The organism is Providencia sp. PROV269, assembly GCF_028477785.1.
Taxonomy (GTDB): Bacteria; Pseudomonadota; Gammaproteobacteria; order Enterobacterales; family Enterobacteriaceae; genus Providencia; species Providencia rettgeri.
On the sequence record NZ_JAMPLV010000015.1, the window covers coordinates 39,594 to 62,543 of the forward strand.

General features: G+C 39.5%; 18 protein-coding genes. 11 read left to right on the top strand and 7 right to left on the bottom strand.

All coding sequences use genetic code 11. The features are described 5' to 3' along the window. The first annotated feature begins 6 nt into the window (after positions 1 to 6). From secM to mutT, 3 genes are all read left to right on the top strand, one after another. On the top strand, positions 7 to 537 hold the full coding sequence (gene secM, locus PR683_RS15925; RefSeq protein WP_117162818.1) for a secA translation cis-regulator SecM: 531 nt from the start codon (positions 7 to 9) through the stop codon (positions 535 to 537). Positions 538 to 623: 86 nt separating this feature from the next. Continuing rightward, the gene (gene secA, locus PR683_RS15930; protein ID WP_109912938.1) at positions 624 to 3,335 is read left to right on the top strand and encodes a preprotein translocase subunit SecA; all 2,712 of its coding nucleotides are present in this window, start codon (positions 624 to 626) and stop codon (positions 3,333 to 3,335) included. Positions 3,336 to 3,396: 61 nt separating this feature from the next. Then, positions 3,397 to 3,804 carry an 8-oxo-dGTP diphosphatase MutT gene (mutT, locus tag PR683_RS15935; RefSeq protein ID WP_109912937.1) on the top strand — a complete coding sequence of 136 codons (408 nt, stop codon included), beginning with the start codon at positions 3,397 to 3,399 and terminating at the stop codon, positions 3,802 to 3,804. 77 nt (positions 3,805 to 3,881) lie between these two features. Here the strand turns inward: mutT and yacG are convergent, their stop codons facing one another. From yacG to ampD, 7 genes are all read right to left on the bottom strand, one after another. Next, a complete protein-coding gene (yacG, locus tag PR683_RS15940) occupies positions 3,882 to 4,079 on the bottom strand; it encodes a DNA gyrase inhibitor YacG (protein WP_004262008.1) in 198 nt (65 codons plus the stop codon). 16 nt (positions 4,080 to 4,095) lie between these two features. Continuing rightward, positions 4,096 to 4,854, bottom strand: coding sequence for a cell division protein ZapD (gene zapD, locus PR683_RS15945; RefSeq protein ID WP_109912936.1), 759 nt, complete (start codon positions 4,852 to 4,854; stop codon positions 4,096 to 4,098). 8 nt (positions 4,855 to 4,862) lie between these two features. Next, positions 4,863 to 5,468 carry a dephospho-CoA kinase gene (coaE, locus tag PR683_RS15950; RefSeq protein ID WP_004913145.1) on the bottom strand — a complete coding sequence of 202 codons (606 nt, stop codon included), beginning with the start codon at positions 5,466 to 5,468 and terminating at the stop codon, positions 4,863 to 4,865. Positions 5,469 to 5,623: 155 nt separating this feature from the next. Then, on the bottom strand, positions 5,624 to 6,811 hold the full coding sequence (locus tag PR683_RS15955; RefSeq protein WP_272581894.1) for a type II secretion system F family protein: 1,188 nt from the start codon (positions 6,809 to 6,811) through the stop codon (positions 5,624 to 5,626). A gap of 1 nt (position 6,812) precedes the next feature. Next, positions 6,813 to 8,213: an ATPase, T2SS/T4P/T4SS family gene (locus PR683_RS15960; protein ID WP_109912935.1), complete on the bottom strand. Its 1,401-nt coding sequence runs from the start codon at positions 8,211 to 8,213 to the stop codon at positions 6,813 to 6,815. A gap of 12 nt (positions 8,214 to 8,225) precedes the next feature. Beyond that, entirely contained in the window at positions 8,226 to 8,651 is a 426-nt protein-coding gene (ppdD, locus tag PR683_RS15965; protein ID WP_109912934.1) for a prepilin peptidase-dependent pilin, read from the bottom strand. A gap of 260 nt (positions 8,652 to 8,911) precedes the next feature. Next, positions 8,912 to 9,457, bottom strand: a complete 546-nt coding sequence (gene ampD, locus PR683_RS15970; protein WP_109912947.1) for a 1,6-anhydro-N-acetylmuramyl-L-alanine amidase AmpD — start codon at positions 9,455 to 9,457, stop codon at positions 8,912 to 8,914. A gap of 106 nt (positions 9,458 to 9,563) precedes the next feature. Between ampD and nadC the strand changes: the two genes are divergently transcribed. The 8 genes from nadC to acnB all read left to right on the top strand — a co-directional run bounded on the left by nadC (position 9,564) and on the right by acnB (position 22,905). Beyond that, the gene (gene nadC, locus PR683_RS15975) at positions 9,564 to 10,466 is read left to right on the top strand and encodes a carboxylating nicotinate-nucleotide diphosphorylase (RefSeq protein ID WP_109912933.1); all 903 of its coding nucleotides are present in this window, start codon (positions 9,564 to 9,566) and stop codon (positions 10,464 to 10,466) included. A 729-nt stretch (positions 10,467 to 11,195) separates the two neighbouring features. Beyond that, the gene (gene pdhR / locus PR683_RS15980) at positions 11,196 to 11,966 is read left to right on the top strand and encodes a pyruvate dehydrogenase complex transcriptional repressor PdhR (RefSeq protein ID WP_004261987.1); all 771 of its coding nucleotides are present in this window, start codon (positions 11,196 to 11,198) and stop codon (positions 11,964 to 11,966) included. Positions 11,967 to 12,136: 170 nt separating this feature from the next. After that, entirely contained in the window at positions 12,137 to 14,803 is a 2,667-nt protein-coding gene (gene aceE / locus PR683_RS15985) for a pyruvate dehydrogenase (acetyl-transferring), homodimeric type (protein WP_004913119.1), read from the top strand. Positions 14,804 to 14,816: 13 nt separating this feature from the next. After that, a complete protein-coding gene (gene aceF, locus PR683_RS15990; RefSeq protein WP_211889128.1) occupies positions 14,817 to 16,682 on the top strand; it encodes a pyruvate dehydrogenase complex dihydrolipoyllysine-residue acetyltransferase in 1,866 nt (621 codons plus the stop codon). Positions 16,683 to 16,886: 204 nt separating this feature from the next. Then, complete coding sequence (gene lpdA, locus PR683_RS15995) at positions 16,887 to 18,314, top strand: dihydrolipoyl dehydrogenase (RefSeq protein ID WP_004913111.1); 1,428 nt, start codon at positions 16,887 to 16,889, stop codon at positions 18,312 to 18,314. A 481-nt stretch (positions 18,315 to 18,795) separates the two neighbouring features. Further along, on the top strand, positions 18,796 to 19,119 hold the full coding sequence (locus PR683_RS16000) for a hypothetical protein (RefSeq protein ID WP_042851637.1): 324 nt from the start codon (positions 18,796 to 18,798) through the stop codon (positions 19,117 to 19,119). Positions 19,120 to 19,509: 390 nt separating this feature from the next. Further along, complete coding sequence (locus tag PR683_RS16005; RefSeq protein WP_226537878.1) at positions 19,510 to 19,866, top strand: VOC family protein; 357 nt, start codon at positions 19,510 to 19,512, stop codon at positions 19,864 to 19,866. 441 nt (positions 19,867 to 20,307) lie between these two features. Continuing rightward, entirely contained in the window at positions 20,308 to 22,905 is a 2,598-nt protein-coding gene (gene acnB / locus PR683_RS16010) for a bifunctional aconitate hydratase 2/2-methylisocitrate dehydratase (RefSeq protein ID WP_123382314.1), read from the top strand. Positions 22,906 to 22,950 lie beyond the last annotated feature (45 nt).

Here is a 22,950-nt window from a genome sequence, read left to right on the forward strand (position 1 = left end):
AGTTTGATGGGCATTTTAAATTTTTGGCGACAACTCGGAAGAAAATACTTTTGGTCCCACTTGCTATTAGGTGTGGTTGCCACGGGTGTCGGCTTGCCTACAATTTTAAATGCGTTATCAGAATCTCAACTCACACAGGTTAACTCTTCCCCCGTTAATCGCCAGAGCCAAGCTGTTAATGCCTTTGACAATTTATTTTCTCAACAGAATTCTCAGCGCTCTTCATCATCATCGTCATCCTATTCAGTTAATTACTGGCAGCAACATGCGGTAAGGAATGTCATTCGGCAGCTTACTTTTGCTTTTTCGGCAACGGAAGACGATGATGTAAACACGGCAGCAGAAGAGACTGAAAAGCTTATTGTCCCACAGTTGATGCTAGATACGCTGTATGCCATGTTAGCACAGCGTTCACTTCAGTGGGATGAAAGTGTTATCCAATTTAGTCATTATAACTATCCCCATATTATTGCCTACCAACCTGCAATTTGGATTGCTCAAGTCCACGGCATTCGTGCCGGCCCGTTAACAGCTTAATCTTTACCCATAGCAAGCCAGCTTAGTGCTGTGCTGTCTTGCGCCATAAAATTTAAAACAATTAATTGATTATTAGAGATTAAAATATGTTAACAAAGATTTTGACCAAAGTTTTTGGTAGTCGTAATGACCGTACCTTGCGCCGTTTACGTAAAGAAGTTGAAAAAATTAATCGTCTTGAACCCGATTTCGAAAAGTTATCTGATGATGAATTAAAAGCAAAAACGGTAGAGTTTCGTGAGCGTTTAACGAAGGGCGAAAGTTTAGAAAGCATCATCCCTGAGGCATTTGCAACTGTTCGCGAAGCAAGTAAACGTGTATTTGGTATGCGTCACTTTGATGTACAGCTTATCGGTGGAATGGTACTGAATGAACGCTGTATCGCAGAAATGCGTACGGGGGAAGGTAAAACATTAACGGCAACACTACCAGCTTATATCAACGCATTAAGTGGCAAAGGGGTTCACGTAGTTACGGTGAATGACTACTTAGCCAAGCGTGATGCTGAAAATAACCGTCCATTATTTGAATTCTTAGGTTTAACTGTGGGTATCAACCTGCCAGGTATGGCTCCACCTGCAAAACGTGAAGCGTATGCGGCAGATATTACTTATGGTACTAACAATGAATTTGGTTTTGACTACTTACGTGACAACATGGCATTTAGCCCTGAAGAGCGTGTTCAGCGTAAATTGCATTATGCTTTGGTGGATGAGGTCGACTCAATTCTTATCGATGAAGCACGTACACCGCTGATTATCTCAGGTCCTGCGGAAGACAGCTCTGAACTGTACCAAAAAGTAGATAAACTTATTCCATATTTGCAACGTCAAGAGAAAGAAGATTCAGATACTTTCCAAGGGGAAGGCCATTTTTCGGTTGATGAAAAATCGCGTCAAGTAACCATAACAGAACGTGGGCTAGTATTAATCGAAGAACTTCTAGCAAAAGAAGGCTTAATGGATGAAGGAGAATCTTTATATTCACCTTCTAACATCATGTTAATGCACCATGTAATGGCAGGCTTACGTGCTCACGCATTGTTTACCTTAGACGTTGATTATATTGTAAAAGACGGCCAAATTGTCATTGTTGACGAACATACGGGCCGTACAATGGAAGGGCGCCGTTGGTCTGATGGCTTACACCAAGCGGTTGAAGCAAAAGAAGGGGTTGAAATTCAAAATGAAAACCAAACCTTGGCTTCAATTACTTTCCAGAACTATTTCCGTTTATATGAAAAACTTGCAGGTATGACGGGGACTGCGGATACCGAAGCATTTGAGTTTAGCTCAATTTATAAACTTGATACAATTGTTATCCCAACTAACCGTCCAATGGTTCGTAAAGATTTACCTGACCTCGTTTATATGAACGAAGCGGATAAGTTTGCGGCAATTATTGAAGATATTCGTGAGAGAACCGCCAATGGGCAACCTGTTCTTGTTGGTACGATTTCTATCGAAAAATCTGAATTAATTTCTAATGCATTGAAAAAAGCTAAAATTGCTCACAACGTACTGAATGCAAAATTCCATGCAATGGAAGCGGATATCATCGCAAATGCAGGTCAAGCAGGTGCAGTAACGATCGCAACTAACATGGCCGGTCGTGGTACTGACATTATGTTAGGCGGCAGCTGGCAAACTGAAGTTGCTGCATTAGAAGAACCAACTCAAGAGCAAATTGACGAAATCAAAGCAAACTGGAAAGTTCGCCATGATGCTGTTTTAGCCTCAGGTGGTTTACATATTATTGGTACTGAGCGTCATGAGTCACGTCGTATCGATAACCAATTACGTGGTCGTGCAGGGCGTCAAGGGGATGCGGGTTCATCTCGTTTTTACCTATCAATGGAAGATGCGCTGATGCGTATTTTTGCCTCAGACCGCGTTACAGGAATGATGAAAAAGTTAGGTATGAAGCCAGGTGAAGCTATTGAGCACCCATGGGTGACCAAAGCTATTGCTAATGCACAACGTAAAGTTGAAAGCCGTAACTTTGATATCCGTAAACAACTACTTGAATATGATGATGTTGCAAGTGACCAACGTCGTGCAATTTATACTCAACGTAATGAATTACTGGATGGCGGCGACATTAAAGAAACGGTTGATAGCATCCGCCAAGACGTATTAACCACTACGATGGATGCCTATATTCCACCTCAATCACTTGAAGAAATGTGGGATATCGAAGGGTTACACCAACGTTTAGTCAATGATTTTGACCTCGACTTACCAATCAAAGAGTGGTTAGATAAAGAGCCAGAGTTACACGAAGAAACATTACGTGAACGTATTATGGCAAAAGCGATTGAAGTTTATGATCGTAAAGAAGAAATTGTTGGCGCAGAAGCGATGCGTAATTTCGAAAAAGGTGTCATGTTGCAAACATTAGACACATTATGGAAAGAGCACTTAGCGTCAATGGATTACTTACGCCAAGGCATTCATTTGCGTGGCTATGCGCAAAAAGATCCTAAACAAGAGTATAAGCGCGAATCTTTCAGTATGTTTGCTAACATGCTTGAAGCATTGAAATATGAAGTGATTAGCACCTTATCTAAGGTACAAGTTCGTTTACCTGAAGAGGTTGAAGCATTAGAGCAACAGCGTCGTGAAGAAGCTGAGCGTTTAGCGAAAAGGCAACAATTAAGCCATGAAGCGGGTGCTGAATCTTTAATGACTGAAACCGAGGCTAAAATAGCAACTCAAGGTCACAAAATTGGTCGTAATGATCCTTGTCCTTGCGGCTCAGGTAAAAAATATAAGCAATGTCACGGTCGCTTAAATTAATTTATTATTAACTCATTAATATAAAAAAGGCGGGGTAACCCGCCTTTTTGACGAAAAAATTATGGAAAAAAAACATTTGCATATCGCGGCTGGAATTATTCGTAATTCCCAGCAACAAATTTTTATTACTAAACGGCCTGAAGGCACGCATATGGCTGGCTTTTGGGAATTTCCAGGTGGAAAACTTGAGATTAATGAATCACCTGAAGCGGCATTAATTCGTGAGCTTGAAGAAGAAGTCGGAATTGTAGTGACTAAGAGCGAGTTATTTCATCGCGTTGATCATGAGTTTGATGACCGTTTCATTACGCTTTATTTTTTTATCGTTACTGCGTGGGAAAATGAACCGTACGGTAAAGAAGGGCAAGATTCGCGTTGGGTTTGTCAACATGACCTTATTGCTGATGAGTTCCCACCGGCAAACCGTATTATTGTCGATTTATTAACGCAGAGAAGTGAATCAGCTTAATAACTGATATTGATATTAAGTGGAAAATACACAATGATATATTTTCCACTTAATTTACTGTGTCGCGACTTAACGTCTTATTTATCTGGCTGTTCACTCCAGTCATCGCTGTCAGAGATATCCCCTTGACTCGCAATTCTTTTTTCCTCACTAGCCCACTCACCAAGGTCAATAAGTTGACAACGCTTACTGCAAAATGGCCGGAAAGGGCTATTTTCATTCCAAACAACTATCTTTTTGCATGTTGGGCAGTTTACTTCAATGATTTCGCTCATAAATATATATCTCTAGCTAGCAACAGGATAACTCAAAACTAATTACATCTGGAAGTATACCATTCTCACTGTCGATATGTAGAAAGCGCAATGCAAATCTTGTTTTATGGCCTGAAATTTGTGGGTAAATAAGGTGCTCAATTGATAATTTGATACGTAGTAACTCTTTACCCTCGACATTATCTTGATAAAAACCATTATGAGATTCTTTTGTTTCGAAATTACCACTTTGACGAATTAATGTAAGGACTAGTTTTAATGCATTATTAAGTGGGTCAAGGCTTTGCAGCCATCCATTGATGGTTTTATTTCTTTCAATTTGCGGGATATTTAACCAAAGCTGTAAAGTGGGGAGATCAAAGCTACAGCAGCCTCCTGGGATGCTTAGTCGTTGGCGTACCATACTGATAATTTTATCTGTTCGTAAATGGTGGCCAAAACGTGAGGCTGACATCAATTTGGCGGTTGTATCAGATAATTGTTCAAGTAATGTAGAAATTAATTGGTTATCGGCATTAGGGGCTTCAGCCCAACTAGCTAGCTGAATTCGTTGTTTTTCGAGCTCTTTCATGAGCTCAGAACGTACTTCGCCTCTATCAAGAATTTCAATTAATTCTGAAACAGAACGAAAAAAGGCAATACCAGTAGAGTAGGAAGTAATATTACTTAGCTCATAAATTTGAGATAAAAGTGTTTCAAGGCGCAACCACGAACGAATTTTTTCATTCATTGGGTATTCATAAGTAATAAAATTTGTTGCAATTAACTCGCCCATTTTAATTCCTATTTTTTTATTTTTGCTAGTGTTAAGTACTGGTTATGTAACGCGGCTACCTTGGTTGAGAGATCCCTATCATGAGAATGGTTTGTTATTATATCATTGGCATAATCAAGTCGTTTTTCACGGCTAACTTGTGCATTAAGTATATTAGTAACTTGTTCTAAACTGGTCTTATCTCTTTTTAGAGTACGTTGAATTTGCTCTTCAACAGTAACATCAACAACTAATACCCTATCTGCCAAATGATGAATATTATTTTCAATCAATAAAGGGACTACCCATAATAGATAAGGGTAATTTATTTGTTGAAATTGTTTTTGTGTTTCTTGTTGGATCAATGGATGAAGTAGAGCATTCAGCCATTTTTTTTCATCAGGTTTGGAAAAAATAATTTCTCTTAAGCGCTGCCTATTTAGAGCTCCGTTAGGAAGAATGACATCCTTACCGAAGTGGCGAGTAATGCTTTTTAGAGCTGGGCTGTTAGGCTCAACAACTTGTCGTGCAATCACATCCGCATCAACTAGGGGAACTCCAAGTTTTGCAAACTCGTTTGCAACAGTTGTTTTACCACTTCCAATACCACCTGTTAAAGCAACTATATAAGGCATATGATTATTCATTTACTCGTTGAAAAAAAACAGATTACACTGAAATAAATCATTTGTCTTCATCCAAAGTAATATTACTGTGAATAGATTAAAAAATAAATCGATATATTATATATTAAAGGGGAAACATAATATCTATATCTATCTGAAATTATTTATAACTCAGTTATAACATTACCTAAATTAAATATAGGTAGATACATTGCTAGCATGACGATACCCACGAGTATAGCAATTAAAACGAGTAAAATAGGTTCAAGGTTTTTTAGGTTTTTTTCGGTAATGAAAATATATTGCTCTGAATAATATTTGAATAAATAATTGGAAAAATAGTGTATTTTCCCAGATTCTTCAGCAATAGACATTAGCTGTACAGCTAAATCAGGAAAAAACTTAGTTTGCCTCATAGCATAGGAGAGTAATTCTCCTTTATGTACCGACATATGTACGTGTTTGCAGTCTTTTTTATATTGATTATTATTAATGGTTTGAATAGTACACTTTAAACATTCAGATAATGATAACCCTACATTAATAGTTGAATGCATCGTTAAAAAATATAAACTTAAATTATGAAGTTGTAATGATTTTTTTAATATGGGTAAATGCATTATTGTTTTTTTTATTAAGTTCAGCGCCTTTTCCTTAAATTTAAATATGAAAGGTAATAAAAATAGAATAAGACTAAGTAAGTAGGGTAAATATTCCCTTAGGAAACTTGATATGAAAGTTATAGTTTTTGTAATGAGTGGTAGTTCGTGTCTAATATTTTGATAGATACTTTCAAATTGAGGAACAACATAGATCATCATAATGGCTAATAAAACTATAGAAAAAGATGATAGAATTATTGGGTATCGTGTCGATTTACTGATGAGTAAAGATACTTTATTGTTATGCTCTAAAATTGAATTGATTGTACTAAAGCTTTCCTCGTACTGCCCTGTTTTCTCGGCAACGGTAATAATACTGATTACTGTGTCATTAAAAATGGTGGGATGTTTTTTTAAATATTGTGAAAATTTCTCTCCTTTTTCAATATGGATTATTGAATTTTCGATAATATCAGTCCAAAATGGAAAGGGACAGTTGGTATGCAATATTTTTAAACATTTTATGAGGTTAATACCTGATGATGATAATAAAGATAATTGATGAAAAAAATGAATTCGATAATTAATGTTTTTTTTATCTAATGTAAATAGTGTTTTTAATTTTATTTGTATAGGAATTAAATTTCTTTCAGTTATGTTAATAAAAGCATGTTTTTTACTTTTTGCTATTAGTGTACTGTGTTTTAATTGGTTTTTAAAATCAATGGCAATATATGAATAAATAAACATGTTAATTTACTCCATTTCCGATAATAGAATAGATTTCTTGAAGTGTGGTTTCACCCATTTCAACGCATTCTATACCTGCATCAAAAAGGCTAACAAAATTATTTGGATTTTCTAATGTATTATTTTTAAAGATTTCATAGATATTGCTTTGATCTATATATTCATAAATTGCAATTCTTCCCATAAAACCAGAAAAACAAAGCTCACAGCCTTTTGAAGACCATTCATTGATTATATGGTTATTATGCAATTCAGTTTTTTTAGGTATTGTTTCTTTGCAGTGAGGACAAAGTTTTCGTACTAGCCTCTGTGCAATAACCATTTTTAAGCAAGATTTAAGTTGACTATTTTCTATCCCCAATTGATTCATTCGCTCTATAGCACTAATTGTACAATTTGTGTGCAGTGTTGACAAAACTAGATGACCAGTTTGAGCCGCTCGGGTCGCAATCTTAGCGGTTTCTTCATCACGGATTTCACCAATCATAATGACATCAGGGTCTTGCCGTAGAAGCGCCCTCAAAATAAAAGAAAAATTAAGTTTGTATTTTTCATTAACTTGGGTTTGGTTGATCCCTTGTAGGGGGATTTCAATAGGGTCCTCAATGGTTGTTATATTTCTTGAGGATTGATTTAAATATTCTAGATAACTATAAAGTGTTACTGTTTTACCACTTCCTGTTGGCCCTGTGACTAAAATTAATCCTTGTGGCCGATTTAAATATTCTTTTAACCGTTCAAGAAGGGAAGAGCACATCCCTATGTGCTCTAAAGAATATTTTAATTGCGTATTCAAAATACGTAAGACTAACTTTTCACCATGAATGGTCGGAATGCTAGAAAGACGAATACTATAATTTTGCCCGTCAAAATACCAACTCATTTGACCATCTTGTGGAAGCCTTTTTTCCGCTATATTCATTTTTGCTAGTATTTTTATACGAGCAATAATTTCGCTATTAATTTCATAAGGAGGAGAGGGAATAAAATATAGCTTCCCATCTACACGTAATCTAATTTTTAACCCTTGTTTGGTTGGTTCAAGGTGTATATCAGATGAGCGTTTATGAACTGCTGTTTTTAATAATTCCTCAACAAAATTAATTGCAGGGGATGATGTGTTTAATAGTTCGGTTTCTTGAGGATGATAATTTGTTTCCTCCTCTTTTATTTCATGTACTGTGTTATTAAAATAATGGTCTATTTTTTCTTTTGGCCAAATATCATAACAGACAGGGACGCTAGCAATAAATTTTAATGTGGCTATTAAGTTATCATCCGGTTTTTTAGCAGCGGCGATAGATAATCTTTTTTGATTATAATCTATGATTATAATGTAATTTTTATCACATAAGCTCTTAAGTTCTTTATAAATAAATTGGTCATTATTAGATATATTCATAAATATTCCCAATTAAAAGATAAATGTTTTTTCACATAGTGATTTTAAGTTAGCATTAGTTTTATTTTCGCAAACAACTGCCCAGTTGAAGGGTTTATCTAAGGTTGGAAGGGTTGGTGTTAATGTGACTTTTAAGTCTGATAATGATTTACCAGTAGAGAACGTAATAACTCCAGATTTAACGTCTATCTTATTAATGTATTTCCCTGTTATATTTGTAGGAATATCATCACTACCTCCATTGCAATGCGATAAACTCCCTCGATTAAAACTGCATATTTCTATGCTGTTCTTATAAGGAATAACGGTCTGGAGTACATCGGTAATTGCTGCTTTTTGCATATAGCTTTGATAGCCAGGGATCGCAATAGCACTTAGAATTGATATAATTGCAATTACTACCATAATTTCAATAAGTGAAAATCCTTGTTGATTCATAAATAAAAACCTCCGTTGTTAAGTGAGGTTTTATCATAATTAGATTTTTTAGTTAAAGTTAGAGGTTAAAAAAAGCAGTGCGAAGCATTTTGTAAATATTTATTGGAAAATAGGTAAGATTGCATTTTTCTTCGAGCAGCTTCGCAATAAATAATAAAGATAAAATAGAAGGTGGAGTTTTTTAATAAATTGAGTGAAGATAAATGTACCTGTTTTGTATTACGGGTAAGATCAAGATAGATATTACCCGGAGCAATAACTCAATTATTATTTAATTTATTCTTATAATATACCCAATCAAAAAATGGGCCAGGATCTGTTTTGCGACCAGGGGCAATATTACTGTGGCCGGTAATATTATTTTTAATTAGTGGATACTCAATTATAAGTAAATTAGTTAAATAAGTAAGGGATTGATATTGTACTTCGGTAAATGGTTCGAAATCAGTGCCTTCTAGTTCAATACCAATAGAAAAATCGTTACATTTTTCTTGGCCTTGGTAGGAAGACTGCCCTGCATGCCAAGCTCGTAAATGAAAGGGGACATATTGAATGATGGTGCCGTCACGGCGTATTAGGCAATGAGCTGAAACGCGAAGATGTTTGATTTCATTAAAAAATGGGTGTTCATCAGGGTTTAAAGTTCCTGTAAATAATTGATTTATATAAGGGCCACCAAATTGGCCAGGTGGAAGGCTGATATTATGAATGACTAACAGAGAAGGTATGGTATTCGTGGGGCGCTCATCATGATGTGGAGAAGGGATATGAGTCACATTATTTAGCCAACCATTGTGTATTTTCATATCGTTATCCATAGTATTCTCTTTTCTTTTTTGTTAACACTCGTTATCTGCAAACGAAAAGATTAGCATAGATGAAACAAAGCGAGTGCACATTTTGGAGTTAAAAATGACGATACGGCGATATGATGAACAGCAAAGACGTGAAATGCTTTTTGAGCGGTTACAAATTGATATTCCTTTTATGGTCAGTGTGGCTTTGAAAGAAGATTTAGGTCAGTCTATTGATTATAAAAAAGATATCACTGGCCAGCTGTTAAATATAGATGCGCAAGCGAGTGCTCGAATTATTACCCGCGAACATGGCGTTTTTTGTGGGAAGCAATGGTTAGATGAGGTTTTTCTTCAACTTGGCGGGCAAGTCAAAATTGATTGGAAAGTTCAAGACGGTGAAACTGTTACTCCTAACCAAGTTCTCTGTGAGATGCAGGGCCCATCCCAAATTCTATTAACAGGTGAGCGCACCTCTTTGAATTTCATTCAAACGCTTTCTTCTGTTTCAAGTATAACTGCTGAATATGTAAAACAAATCACTGGTACAAGGGCGAAGTTACTTGATACACGCAAAACTATCCCTGGCTTAAGGACGGCTTTAAAATATGCAGTGTTGATGGGGGGAGGGTTTAACCATCGCTTAGGTTTATCCGATGCTTATTTAATAAAAGAAAACCATATTATATCAGCTGGTTCAGTCGAACGAGCTGTTGAATTAGCGCGTAGCGCGCATCCAGATGTCCCTATAGAAATTGAAGTTGAAAGTTTAGATGAGTTATTACGAGCCTTAAAAGCGCAAGCGGATATCATCATGTTAGATAACTTTACTCCAGTCATGATGAAAGAAGCTGTGGTGTTAACGGCAGGTAAAGCTGCACTTGAAGTTTCTGGCGATGTCACATTAGATACGATAAAAGAGTTCGCAGAAACAGGGGTTGACTTTATTTCTGTTGGTGCGCTAACCAAACATATTAAAGCCATGGATTTGTCTATGCGTTTTATTGATAAAAATCAGTAAGTAATTTGGTTAATACACGAAGCTGCCTTAGCTGAGATCCTAAGTTATAGTATTGTTGATGTAGTTTCATCTTGAGTGGCTATTTACGTTAAGTAGGCTTTAGGATTAGGAATCTAGATCATTCGTTGATTAACAGTATCTAAGTGTTGATTTAAATCTTTATGGGGTTACAACAAAATATTTTGTAGCCCCTAGTCAATTGACCCATTTGCATTTCTTTTATCCACCTATCAATTGAAACATTACAACGCTATTTTATTTTCTACATCAACTTTATTCTAAGATGATAAGGAATAGGTTTGAGTGTAATTTAACCAAGTGAATTTAAGTTAAGTTTAAAACTGGTTGTAATTTAACAATTTATTGACATTATTATAGTTTTGATGAGTAAAAAGTACGGCCAATAGAATAATATGGTTAATTAATTATCATTAATGAATTTAAATTCAATCTATTGGTTGGTTTAACGATTCAGTTTTTGTTTTTCAGCATAATAAATCGGTTTTAATGTTAAAATATGTCATGTCAAATTGCATATTTAGTTATCAATTCATGCTAAATTTTAAAAAAAATTGTTAAGATTTGCAGGATTTTATGATTTAGCGCAAGGTCTTTATGGACAGATAGTGAATACTTTGTTACTTTATTAACCCATAAATAAATTGGTATTACCAATTAACACTGGGTAATACGTAATCAATAATTACTCACTCATGAATATGGCAGATTATGACTTACGGTAAAATTCGCCAACCAAAGTTATCAGATGTAATAGAGCAGCGTCTCGAACATCTTATTTTCGAAGGGACACTACGCCCTGGCGAAAAGCTGCCACCTGAGCGCGAACTTGCAAAACAGTTTGACGTATCTCGACCATCAGTGCGTGAAGCAATTCAAACATTAGAGGCGAAAGGCCTTTTATCTCGCCGCCAAGGTGGCGGAACATTCGTGCAAAAGAAAATGTGGCAAAGCTTTAGTGACCCTTTAGCTCAGCTACTTGAAGGCAATCCTGAATCTCAATTCGATCTTCTTGAAACTCGTCATGCTCTTGAAGGTATCGCTGCATATTATGCGGCACTTCGTGGTACCGATGAGGATCTTGAGCGGATTCGCCAAAGCTATGAATTAATTAAGACAGCACAAGAAAATGGTGGATTAGAAGCAGAGTCAGATGCGGTATTGCAATATCAATTAATTGTAACTGAAGCTGCTCATAATGTCGTTTTGCTGCACCTATTGCGCTGTATGATCCCGATGTTAGAACAAAATATTCGTCAGAATTTTGAGTTCTTATATACCCGTAAAGAAATGTATAAAGCAGTTAGTGAACATCGAGCACAGATTTTTGCCGCTATAATGGCAAGAGAGCCCGAAAAGGCACGTGAAGCTTCTCATCGTCACTTAGCCTTTATCGAAGATTTACTGTTGGATATTAGCCGAGAGCAAACTCGCAGAGAACGTTCTTTACGTCGGTTACAGCAACATCCTGATTTGAATTAATAATATAGATCCTGACTGCTGCGTCTATATTATTGTGAATACTCTAATTGAGAGTTAAAGCGGCAACTACATCAGGGCCTATCTTCCCGCTGTTTTACGGCAACTGAAAAATAGCAGGAAGATAGGCTCCACATAAACATATAAAATAGATAACAGATAAGGAATACACCATGTCAGATATGTTAAAAAATGACGTGGATCCGATTGAAACTCGCGACTGGCTACAGGCGATTGAATCGGTCATCCGTGAAGAAGGTGTTGATCGTGCTCAGTTTATTATCGAACAGGTATTAAGCGAAGCACGTAAAGGCGGTGTTAATATTGCCGCTGGTGCATCTGGTCATTCTGATTACATCAACACAATAGCTGTTGAAGATGAGCCGGCATACCCTGGTAACATGGATTTAGAGCGCCGTATTCGCTCTGCAATTCGTTGGAACGCTGTAATGACTGTTTTACGCGCTTCCAAAAAAGACTTAGAGCTGGGTGGCCACATGGCTTCTTTCCAGTCATCAGCAACGTTGTATGAAGTGTGCTTTAACCACTTCTTCCGCGCGCACAATAACAATGACGGCGGGGACTTAGTCTTCTTCCAAGGCCACATTTCTCCAGGAATTTACGCACGTGCGTTCTTGGAAGGCCGTTTAACTGAAGAGCAAATGAATAACTTCCGTCAAGAAATTGGTGGAAATGGTCTGTCTTCTTATCCACACCCTAAATTAATGCCTGACTTCTGGCAGTTCCCGACCGTATCAATGGGTCTGGGTCCAATTAATGCTATCTATCAAGCTAAATTCCTGAAATACCTTGATAATCGCGGACTGAAAGATACATCAGCTCAGCGCGTATATGCATTCCTTGGTGATGGTGAGATGGATGAGCCAGAGTCTAAAGGTGCAATTACTATCGCCACTCGCGATAAATTAGATAACTTAGTATTTGTTATCAACTGTAACCTGCAACGTTTAGATGGCCCAGTTACAGGTAACGGTAAAATTGTTAATGAACTAGAAGGTATCTTTAATGGTGCTGGCTGGCAAGTTATCAAAGTTATGTGGGGCGACCGTTGGGATGAATTACTGCGTAAAGACACGAGCGGTAAACTTGTTCAATTAATGAACGAAACCTTAGATGGCGACTACCAAACCTTTAAATCACGTGACGGTGCATACGTACGTGAGCATTTCTTTAATCGTTACCCAGAAACTGCAGCATTAGTTAAAGATATGACTGATGATGAAATTTGGGCTCTGAACCGTGGTGGTCACGATCCGAAGAAAGTATATGCTGCATTCAAAAAAGCACAAGAAACTAAAGGCAAACCAACTGTTATTTTAGCGCAAACCATTAAAGGTTATGGTATGGGTGAAACAGCAGAAGGTAAAAATATTGCTCACCAAGTGAAGAAAATGAACATGGATGGCGTTCGTCATTTCCGTGATCAATTCAATGTACCAGTCGCTGATGAGCAAATTGAAAAACTGCCATACATTACGTTTGAAAAAGATTCCGAAGAGTACAAATATCTGCATGAGCGCCGTCAAGCGTTAGGTGGTTATTTACCCGCTCGTCGCTCAACCTTTGACGAAAAACTAGATATCCCTGCACTGGCAGATTTCAGCCAATTATTGGAAGAACAATCTAAAGAAATTTCAACAACTATCGCGTTCGTTCGTGCACTGAACGTCATGTTGAAAAACCAATCGATCAAAGAGCGTTTAGTACCAATTATCGCGGATGAAGCGCGTACATTTGGTATGGAAGGTCTGTTCCGTCAAATCGGTATCTATAGTCCTAAAGGTCAGCAATATACTCCGCAAGACCGTGAGCAAGTTGCTTACTATAAAGAAGACTCGAAAGGTCAAATCCTGCAAGAAGGTATCAATGAGCTGGGTGCGGGTTCTTCTTGGTTAGCGGCTGCGACATCATACAGCACTAACAACCTGCCAATGATCCCATTCTATATCTACTACTCAATGTTTGGTTTCCAACGCATTGGTGACTTGATGTGGGCAGCGGGTGACCAACAAGCACGCGGTTTCTTAATCGGTGGTACTTCAGGCCGTACAACACTGAATGGTGAAGGCCTACAGCATGAAGATGGCCATAGCCATATTCAATCACTGACTATTCCTAACTGTATTTCTTATGACCCAGCTTTCGCTTACGAAGTTGCGGTGATCATGCAAAACGGTTTAGAGCGTATGTACGGTGAGAAACAAGAAAACGTTTACTACTACATCACAACGCTGAATGAAAACTATCACATGCCAGCAATGCCAGAAGGTGCAGAAGAAGGTATCCGTAAAGGTATCTATAAACTGGCTTCTGTTGAAGGTAGCAAAGGTAAAGTTCAGCTGTTAGGTTCAGGTTCTATGATGCGCCACGTGCGTGAAGCCGCTGACATTCTGTCTGCAGAATATGGAATTGGTTCTGATGTCTATAGCGTGACTTCTTTCACTGAACTGGCTCGTGATGGCCAAGACTGTGAGCGTTGGAACATGCTGCATCCATCTGAAGCACCACGTGTTCCATACATTGCACAAGTGATGAATGATGCACCAGCAGTTGCATCAACTGACTACATGAAACTGTTCGCAGAACAAGTTCGTACATATGTTCCTGCAAGTGATTACCGTGTTCTGGGTACAGATGGTTTCGGTCGTTCAGACAGTCGTGAAAACCTGCGTCACCACTTTGAAGTGGATACATCCTATGTGATCGTTGCAGCGTTAGGTGAATTAGCTAAACGTGGTGAGATTGATGTAAAAGTCGTTGAAGAAGCGATTAAAAAATACAACATCAACCCAGATAAAGTTAACCCACGTTTGGCATAAGAGGTAAAAATCAATGTCTATTGAAATCCAAGTGCCTGATATCGGTGCTGATGAAGTTGAAGTCACCGAAGTGATGGTTAAAGTTGGCGACAAAGTAGAAGCTGAGCAATCGCTTATTACCGTTGAAGGTGATAAGGCTTCTATGGAAGTCCCATCGCCACAAGCGGGTGTGGTAAAAGAAATTAAAATTGCTGTTGGCGATAAAGTGACAACAGGCAAATTAATCATGGTATTCGAAGCGGAGGCGGGTGCAGCAGCGCCTGCTCCTGCAGAAGCCCCAGCGGCTCCAGCGGCAGCACCAAGCGCAGCAGCATCTAAAGATGTCGCTGTACCAGATATCGGTGGCGATGAAGTTGAAGTTACTGAAATCATGGTTAAAGTCGGTGACAAAGTCGAAGCTGAGCAATCTTTAATTACTGTTGAAGGTGATAAAGCCTCAATGGAAGTTCCTGCGCCATTTGCTGGAACGGTTAAAGAAATCAAAATTGCGACTGGCGATAAAGTGAAAACTGGCTCGCTGATCATGGTATTTGAAGTTGCAGGCGCGGCACCTGCTGCGGCTCCAGTTGCACAAGCAGCGGCACCAGCGGCTCCAACAGCTTCAGCAATTAAAGATGTTAACGTTCCAGATATCGGTGGCGATGAAGTTGAAGTTACCGAAGTGATGGTCAAAGTGGGTGATACTGTTTCCGCTGAGCAATCAATCATTACGGTTGAAGGCGACAAAGCTTCAATGGAAGTCCCAGCACCATTTGCGGGAACAGTTAAAGAAATCAAGATTGCGACTGGCGATAAAGTGAAAACTGGCTCGCTGATCATGACCTTTGAAGTGGCAGGTGCAGCACCAGCACCAGCAGCGGCTCCAGCTGCCCAACCGTCTGCTCCGGCTCCTGCGGCAGCTCCTGCACAAGCTGTACCAGCGAAAGCAACTGACAACAAAACTGAATTTGTTGAAAACGATGCATACATCCATGCAACTCCAGTCATTCGCCGCTTAGCGCGTGAATTTGGTGTTAACTTAGCGAAAGTGAAAGGTACAGGCCGTAAGGGCCGTATCCTGCGTGAAGACGTTCAAGCTTACGTGAAAGATGCAGTAAAACGTGCGGAAGCGCCAGCAGCTGCAGGTGGCGGTTTACCAGGTATGCTGCCATGGCCGAAAGTGGATTACAGCAAATTCGGTGAAGTCGAAGAGGTTGAACTGGGTCGTATCCAAAAGATTTCTGGCGCTAACTTAAGCCGTAACTGGGTAATGATCCCACATGTTACGCTGATGGAAGAAGTGGATACCACTGAAGTTGAAGAGTTCCGTAAGCAACAAAACAAAGAAGCTGAGAAGAAAAAACTGGATGTGAAAATCACTCCATTAGTTTTTGTCATGAAAGCGGTTGCTCGTGCTCTGGAAGAAATGCCACGCTTCAATAGCTCCATTTCTGAAGATGCGCAACGTCTGTTCCTGAAAAAATATATCAACATCGGTATTGCAGTTGATACTCCAAATGGCCTCGTTGTTCCTGTCTTCAAAGACGTTAACAAAAAAGGTATTTTAGAGTTATCTCGCGAACTGATGGAAGTTTCTAAGAAAGCGCGTGCAGGTAAACTGACTGCGTCTGATATGCAAGGTGGCTGCTTCACGATTTCAAGCCTTGGTGGTATCGGAACTACCGGTTTTGCACCAATCGTGAACGCACCTGAAGTTGCTATTATGGGGCTGTCACGTTCTTCAATGAAACCTGTTTGGAATGGTAGCGAGTTTGTTCCTCGCCTGATCCTGCCAATGTCACTGTCCTTTGACCACCGTGTCATCGATGGAGCTGATGGAGCGCGCTTCATCACCCTGGTAGGGCAATTAATGAGCGATATTCGCCGTTTAGTGATGTAAATAATAAGACCGGCGAATGAGCCGGTCTGTTTTATTTAGGCTGAGGCAGAGTTTTTTGCTGCTGCTACGAAAGGTTGGGAGTTACATCACGAAATGAGCCTTTTCAGGGTGTTAACAATTCTGTAAACTGCTCTCGGTGTGTACTTTTCCAGTGGAAGATCGTTTATTCAGCAGTACCGCTGGACAAAACAAAAAGAGGTCATGATGAGTACTGAAATTAAAGCCCAAGTCGTTGTGCTTGGTGCAGGCCCTGCAGGCTATTCTGCGGCTTTCCGTTGCGCTGACTTAGGTTTAGAAACTGTTTTAGTAGAACGTTATTCAACCCTTGGTGGTGTTTGCTTAAACGTTGGTTGTATCCCTTCTAAAGCTTTACTTCATGTTGCAAAAGTGATCGAAGAAGCAAAAGCTTTAGCAGAACACGGTATCGTTTTTGGTGAGCCAAAAACTGACATTTCCAAAGTTCGCTTATGGAAAGAAAAAGTAATTAATCAGCTGACGGGTGGTCTGGCTGGTATGGCTAAAGGCCGTAAAGTTAACGTGGTTAACGGCTTAGGTAAATTTACTGGTGCCAATACACTGGTTGTTGAAGGCGAAAACGGTAGCACGACTATCAATTTCGATAACGCAATCATTGCTGCGGGTTCCCGTCCAATTCAATTACCATTCATTCCACATGAAGACCCACGTATTTGGGATTCAACCGATGCATTAGAACTGAAAGAAGTTCCTGAGCGTCTACTGGTTATGGGTGGAGGTATCATCGGTTTAGAAATGGGAACTGTGTATCATGCACTGGGTTCTCAAATCGATGTGGTTGAAATGTTTGACCAAGTCATCCCAGCGGCTGACAAAGATGTGGTTAAAGTATTCACCAAACAAATCAGTAAAAAATTCAACCTACTGTTAGAAACTAAAGTCACAGCTGTTGAAGCGAAAGAAGACGGTATCTACGTTTCTATGGAAGGTAAAAAAGCTTCCGCAGAACCACAACGTTATGATGCTGTATTAGTGGCTATCGGCCGTGTTCCTAACGGTAAAAACTTAGATGCAGGCAAAGCAGGCGTTGAAGTTGACGATCGTGGCTTTATCCATGTCGATAAACAAATGCGTACTAACGTTCCGCACATTTTCGCTATCGGTGATATCGTTGGTCAACCAATGTTGGCTCACAAAGGTGTTCACGAAGGTCACGTTGCTGCAGAGGTTATCTCTGGTCTGAAACATTACTTTGACCCGAAAGTTATCCCATCTATCGCTTATACTGAACCAGAAGTTGCTTGGGTTGGTTTAACTGAGAAAGAAGCGAAAGAACAAAACATCAGCTATGAAGTTGCGACTTTCCCATGGGCAGCATCAGGCCGTGCAATCGCATCTGACTGCTCTGAAGGTATGACTAAACTGATTTTCGACAAGCAATCTAACCGTGTTATCGGTGGTGCGGTTGTCGGTGTGAACGGTGGTGAATTACTGGGTGAAATCGGCCTAGCAATTGAAATGGGCTGTGATGCTGAAGATTTAGCATTGACTATCCATGCTCACCCAACACTGTACGAATCAATCGGTATGGCTGCTGAAATTTACGAAGGTAGCATTACTGATTTACCAAACGCAAAAGCGAAAAAGAAAAAATAATTTTCTTTAATCGCACAGATAAACAGTATCTCTAGTATGCTGCTTATCGCCAAAGCGAATTGAAGCCAATGTGGAAACACATTGGCTTTTTTTGTTTTTTTGAATATAAACAATCAGTCACATGGCTCTTTTCTGTTATTTATTAAAATCAATATTAATTGTTCTATAAGTAATACGTGTTTAATTTTAAATGACCGAATCTTTATTAATAATAACGTATAGATGCAGTTAATAAAGGTAGTTTTAATTCACCTGAAGAATCGTTACAGAAACATTATGAAAAGCATGGAAAAGAAGTTGGTGCAAGTGATATTGAACAATATCAACGAAAAGCTGAAGAGTTTTCAAGAAGTTTAAAAGGCGCTAAAGCCTCTAAGATAAGAGGGGCTACAGACAACGTAACTCGTTATTATAAGACGGGAAATATTTATCGAAGGAAAGATAATATCGTTTGGAAAACAATAATAGAGAGGAATACGTTATGTGGCATGATTTAAACATTAAAAATGTGGGCCGTATAGAGAAAACAGTTGCTGAATTCACAATTACAATGATCCCTATTTTGCCTTATTCAAAAATGAAAGTGAAAATTTATGAAAGTCAATCCGGAAATTTTACTGGAATGACTGACTTGGCAATAAAAAGAAAATTTGATGGTTCTCCCGAATGTGCTATTGGGTATGGAGATACTATTGAGAAGGCACTAGAAGACACGATCCTTTATTTTAATAAAATGCTAAGTCAAGATGGATTCACTGAATTAACCGAAGATGATATTAGCTACGCAGAGTGGTCTGATTTTTAAAAGTTAAAAGATCCCAGCAAGTGCTGGGATCTCTGTTAACGGTTTTACTCATCCTCAGCTAGCTGGATGAACAGTTGCTCAGCTTGGCATGTAAGGATATAGCGACTACCTATTTTAAATCCGGGCTCGCTCAGTTACTTACAGCTTGAGGTGAGCAGTGGGCTGGGGGGATCGCGGTTGGGCACCTATAAATAATTTTTGTGTATTTACAAGGGCTGTTCATCTGCCATTCTTCGTTATTTATCAGAAAAACACGCAATATGATCTGACTTGATGATGCTAATGGTGTAGGCAAATGCTGGTTTGGCTATTGTTTACACCTTATCTACATCTACTAACTTTCAATCATTCGTGTAGCTAAAACAGAATAATAAATATCAATAAGAGAGCATGATGGAGCTAAAACCCACTGCAATTTTAATTCATGTACCTGATGTTCAAGCGGGTTTGGCTTGGTATCAGCAAGCTTTTCCACAAGCAAAGGCACAATATCTGCCTGATTTTGATTTCACCTTACTGCATGTCGGAGACTTCACGATAGAAGTGGTGCAAGCGGATAAAAAAGTCAGTGAAGGTAAAAAAGGGACAGTATTGTACTGGCAAGTCGATAATTTTGATTTGGCTTTTGAGCATTTTACTCAACTAGGGGCAAAACTGTACCGCGGGCCAATGTTAATAGATAGTAACAATCGAATGTGCCAACTGGAAGATCCATTTGGTAATTTAATTGGCCTAAAAGGACAATAAAACCAATTAAAATATTTAAAAAAATTAAAACCAATCGCAATGATTTACCTTATCAATTAGTAATATAAATAAAATTGCGATAAAAAATATAATTTGTGATAGCTGATGAAAAAAGGCACTAATTAGGGTGCTTTAAATTTTAAAATGCATTATAAAAAGCATGGTTTTTTCGGCGTTTTACGATGATTAATAGTATCTTAAGCTGAAAAATAACCAGTAATGAAGTGTTAAGGCGTAAAGTTAGTAGTTAAATGTTGCTTTCTTGTGAATGAATTAACATTACGTTTAAATTCTGCTATGCTGATCGCCCGAAGCTGGGCATAATTTTACCGCCATTGAGATTATGCGAGCAAATTCCTCTGACCTGGCACCGGATGATAATTTTGTCAGTATGGTGCAGACAGCCGGGTATATAAATAACAAAGAAGCGAGGAGAACGTCGTGCTAGAAGAATACCGTAAGCACGTAGCCGAGCGTGCCGCTCAAGGGATTGTCCCTAAGCCATTAGATGCGTCACAAGTAGCTGCACTGGTAGAGTTACTCAAAAACCCACCCAAAGGTGAAGAAGATTTCCTGTTAGATCTGCTGACCAACCGCGTCCCCCCTGGTGTTGACGAAGCAGCGTACGTAAAAGCTGGATTTTTAGCCGCGATAGCTAAAGGCGAAACTTCCTCCCCTCTTATCTCCCCTGAAAAAGCCATTGAACTGTTAGGTACCATGCAGGGCGGATATAACATCCACGCACTGATTGAAGCGTTGGATGACGAAAAACTAGCACCAATCGCCGCTAAAGCACTTTCCCACACCTTACTGATGTTTGATAACTTCTACGACGTAGAAGAAAAAGCGAAAGCGGGAAATGTTCACGCGAAACAAGTTATTGAATCATGGGCAAATGCCGAGTGGTTCAAAGAGCGCCCTGCGCTAGCAGAAAAAATGACAGTTACTGTGTTCAAAGTGACTGGTGAAACTAACACAGATGACTTATCGCCAGCTCCTGATGCATGGTCACGTCCAGATATCCCATTACACGCTTTAGCAATGCTGAAAAACGCACGCGATGGTATTGAACCAGACGATGCGGGCAATGTTGGCCCAATCAAGCAAATCGATGCGCTGAATAAAAAAGGCTTCCCATTAGCTTACGTGGGTGATGTCGTCGGTACCGGTTCTTCTCGTAAATCAGCGACTAACTCCGTGCTGTGGTTTATGGGTGACGATATCCCATTTGTACCAAATAAACGTGGCGGTGGGGTGGTATTAGGCGGCAAAATTGCACCAATCTTCTTTAATACAATGGAAGATGCGGGGGCATTACCGATTGAAGTGGACGTTTCTAAACTGAATATGGGTGATGTGATAGACATCTATCCATTTAAAGGTGAAGTTCGTAACCACGAAACGGGTGAACTGCTAGAAACATTTGAATTAAAAACAGATGTACTGATTGACGAAGTTCGTGCAGGTGGTCGTATTCCACTGATTATCGGCCGTGGTTTAACCAGCAAAGCACGTGAATCTCTGGGCTTAGAAGCGACAGATGTATTCCGTCACGCGAAATCCGTTGCACAAAGCAATCGTGGTTTCTCATTAGCTCAAAAAATGGTTGGTCGTGCTTGCGGTCGTCCAGGTATTCGCCCTGGCGAATATTGTGAGCCAAAAATGACCTCTGTAGGTTCACAAGATACAACTGGCCCAATGACCCGCGATGAACTCAAAGACTTGGCTTGCTTAGGGTTCTCTGCAGATTTAGTCATGCAGTCATTCTGCCATACCGCGGCATATCCTAAACCTGTTGATGTGACAACACACCACACCTTACCTGATTTCATCATGAACCGTGGCGGTGTTTCTCTGCGTCCAGGCGATGGTATTATCCACTCATGGTTAAACCGTATGTTACTGCCAGATACTGTAGGTACAGGTGGTGACTCTCATACGCGTTTTCCAATTGGTATTTCGTTCCCAGCGGGTTCAGGTTTAGTCGCATTTGCTGCGGCAACAGGGGTGATGCCACTGGATATGCCGGAGTCAGTATTGGTTCGCTTTAAAGGTGAAATGCAGCCGGGTATCACTTTACGTGACCTCGTTCATGCAATTCCATTGTATGCAATTAAAGACGGCCTTCTGACCGTAGAGAAAAAAGGTAAGAAAAACATTTTCTCTGGCCGTATCTTAGAAATTGAAGGCTTACCTGAGCTGAAAGTTGAACAAGCGTTTGAATTAGCAGATGCGTCAGCTGAGCGTTCAGCGGCGGGTTGTACTATCAAATTGGATAAAGCGCCAATTATCGAATACCTGCAATCGAATATCGTTCTATTAAAATGGATGATAGCGGAAGGTTATGGCGATCGTCGTACTATCGAACGCCGTATCAAAGGAATGGAAAGCTGGTTAGCGGACCCACAACTGCTAGAAGGTGATGCAGATGCGGAATACGCAGCAGTGATTGAAATTGACCTCAATGATATCAAAGAGCCAATTCTGTGTGCACCAAATGACCCAGATGACGCACGTTTATTATCTGATGTTCAAAACGAGAAAATTGATGAAGTTTTCATCGGTTCTTGTATGACAAACATCGGTCACTTCCGTGCAGCAGGTAAGTTATTGGATTCCCACAAAGGCCAATTACCAACACGTTTATGGGTTGCGCCTCCAACTAAGATGGACGCAGCACAGTTAACCGAAGAAGGTTATTACAGCGTCTTTGGCAAGAGTGGTGCGCGCATTGAAGTCCCAGGTTGTTCTCTGTGTATGGGTAACCAAGCACGTGTGGCAGATGGTGCAACGGTTGTTTCCACTTCGACACGTAACTTCCCGAACCGTTTAGGGACAGGTGCGAATGTTTACCTCGCATCAGCAGAACTGGCTGCGGTCGCTTCCTTATTAGGTCGTTTACCAACGCCGGCAGAATATCTGCAATTTATGGATAAGGTCGATGAAACAGCAGCGGATACCTACCGTTATCTGAACTTTGATCAATTATCACAATATACCGAAAAAGCGGATGGCGTGATTTTCCAAACAGCCGTGTAATCAGGTAATATTAGTCATGAAGGCTCCTGATTTAGGAGCCTTTTT

Bases quoted from the DNA above. Each gene is read 5' to 3' on its own strand.
- secM (WP_117162818.1), top strand. From the start codon at position 7: ATGGGCATTTTAAATTTTTGGCGACAACTCGGAAGAAAATACTTTTGG.
- secA (WP_109912938.1), top strand. From the start codon at position 624: ATGTTAACAAAGATTTTGACCAAAGTTTTTGGTAGTCGTAATGACCGT.
- mutT (WP_109912937.1), top strand. From the start codon at position 3,397: ATGGAAAAAAAACATTTGCATATCGCGGCTGGAATTATTCGTAATTCC.
- yacG (WP_004262008.1), bottom strand. From the start codon at position 4,079: ATGAGCGAAATCATTGAAGTAAACTGCCCAACATGCAAAAAGATAGTT.
- zapD (WP_109912936.1), bottom strand. From the start codon at position 4,854: ATGGGCGAGTTAATTGCAACAAATTTTATTACTTATGAATACCCAATG.
- coaE (WP_004913145.1), bottom strand. From the start codon at position 5,468: ATGCCTTATATAGTTGCTTTAACAGGTGGTATTGGAAGTGGTAAAACA.
- PR683_RS15955 (WP_272581894.1), bottom strand. From the start codon at position 6,811: ATGTTTATTTATTCATATATTGCCATTGATTTTAAAAACCAATTAAAA.
- PR683_RS15960 (WP_109912935.1), bottom strand. From the start codon at position 8,213: ATGAATATATCTAATAATGACCAATTTATTTATAAAGAACTTAAGAGC.
- ppdD (WP_109912934.1), bottom strand. From the start codon at position 8,651: ATGAATCAACAAGGATTTTCACTTATTGAAATTATGGTAGTAATTGCA.
- ampD (WP_109912947.1), bottom strand. From the start codon at position 9,457: ATGAAAATACACAATGGTTGGCTAAATAATGTGACTCATATCCCTTCT.
- nadC (WP_109912933.1), top strand. From the start codon at position 9,564: ATGACGATACGGCGATATGATGAACAGCAAAGACGTGAAATGCTTTTT.
- pdhR (WP_004261987.1), top strand. From the start codon at position 11,196: ATGACTTACGGTAAAATTCGCCAACCAAAGTTATCAGATGTAATAGAG.
- aceE (WP_004913119.1), top strand. From the start codon at position 12,137: ATGTCAGATATGTTAAAAAATGACGTGGATCCGATTGAAACTCGCGAC.
- aceF (WP_211889128.1), top strand. From the start codon at position 14,817: ATGTCTATTGAAATCCAAGTGCCTGATATCGGTGCTGATGAAGTTGAA.
- lpdA (WP_004913111.1), top strand. From the start codon at position 16,887: ATGAGTACTGAAATTAAAGCCCAAGTCGTTGTGCTTGGTGCAGGCCCT.
- PR683_RS16000 (WP_042851637.1), top strand. From the start codon at position 18,796: ATGTGGCATGATTTAAACATTAAAAATGTGGGCCGTATAGAGAAAACA.
- PR683_RS16005 (WP_226537878.1), top strand. From the start codon at position 19,510: ATGATGGAGCTAAAACCCACTGCAATTTTAATTCATGTACCTGATGTT.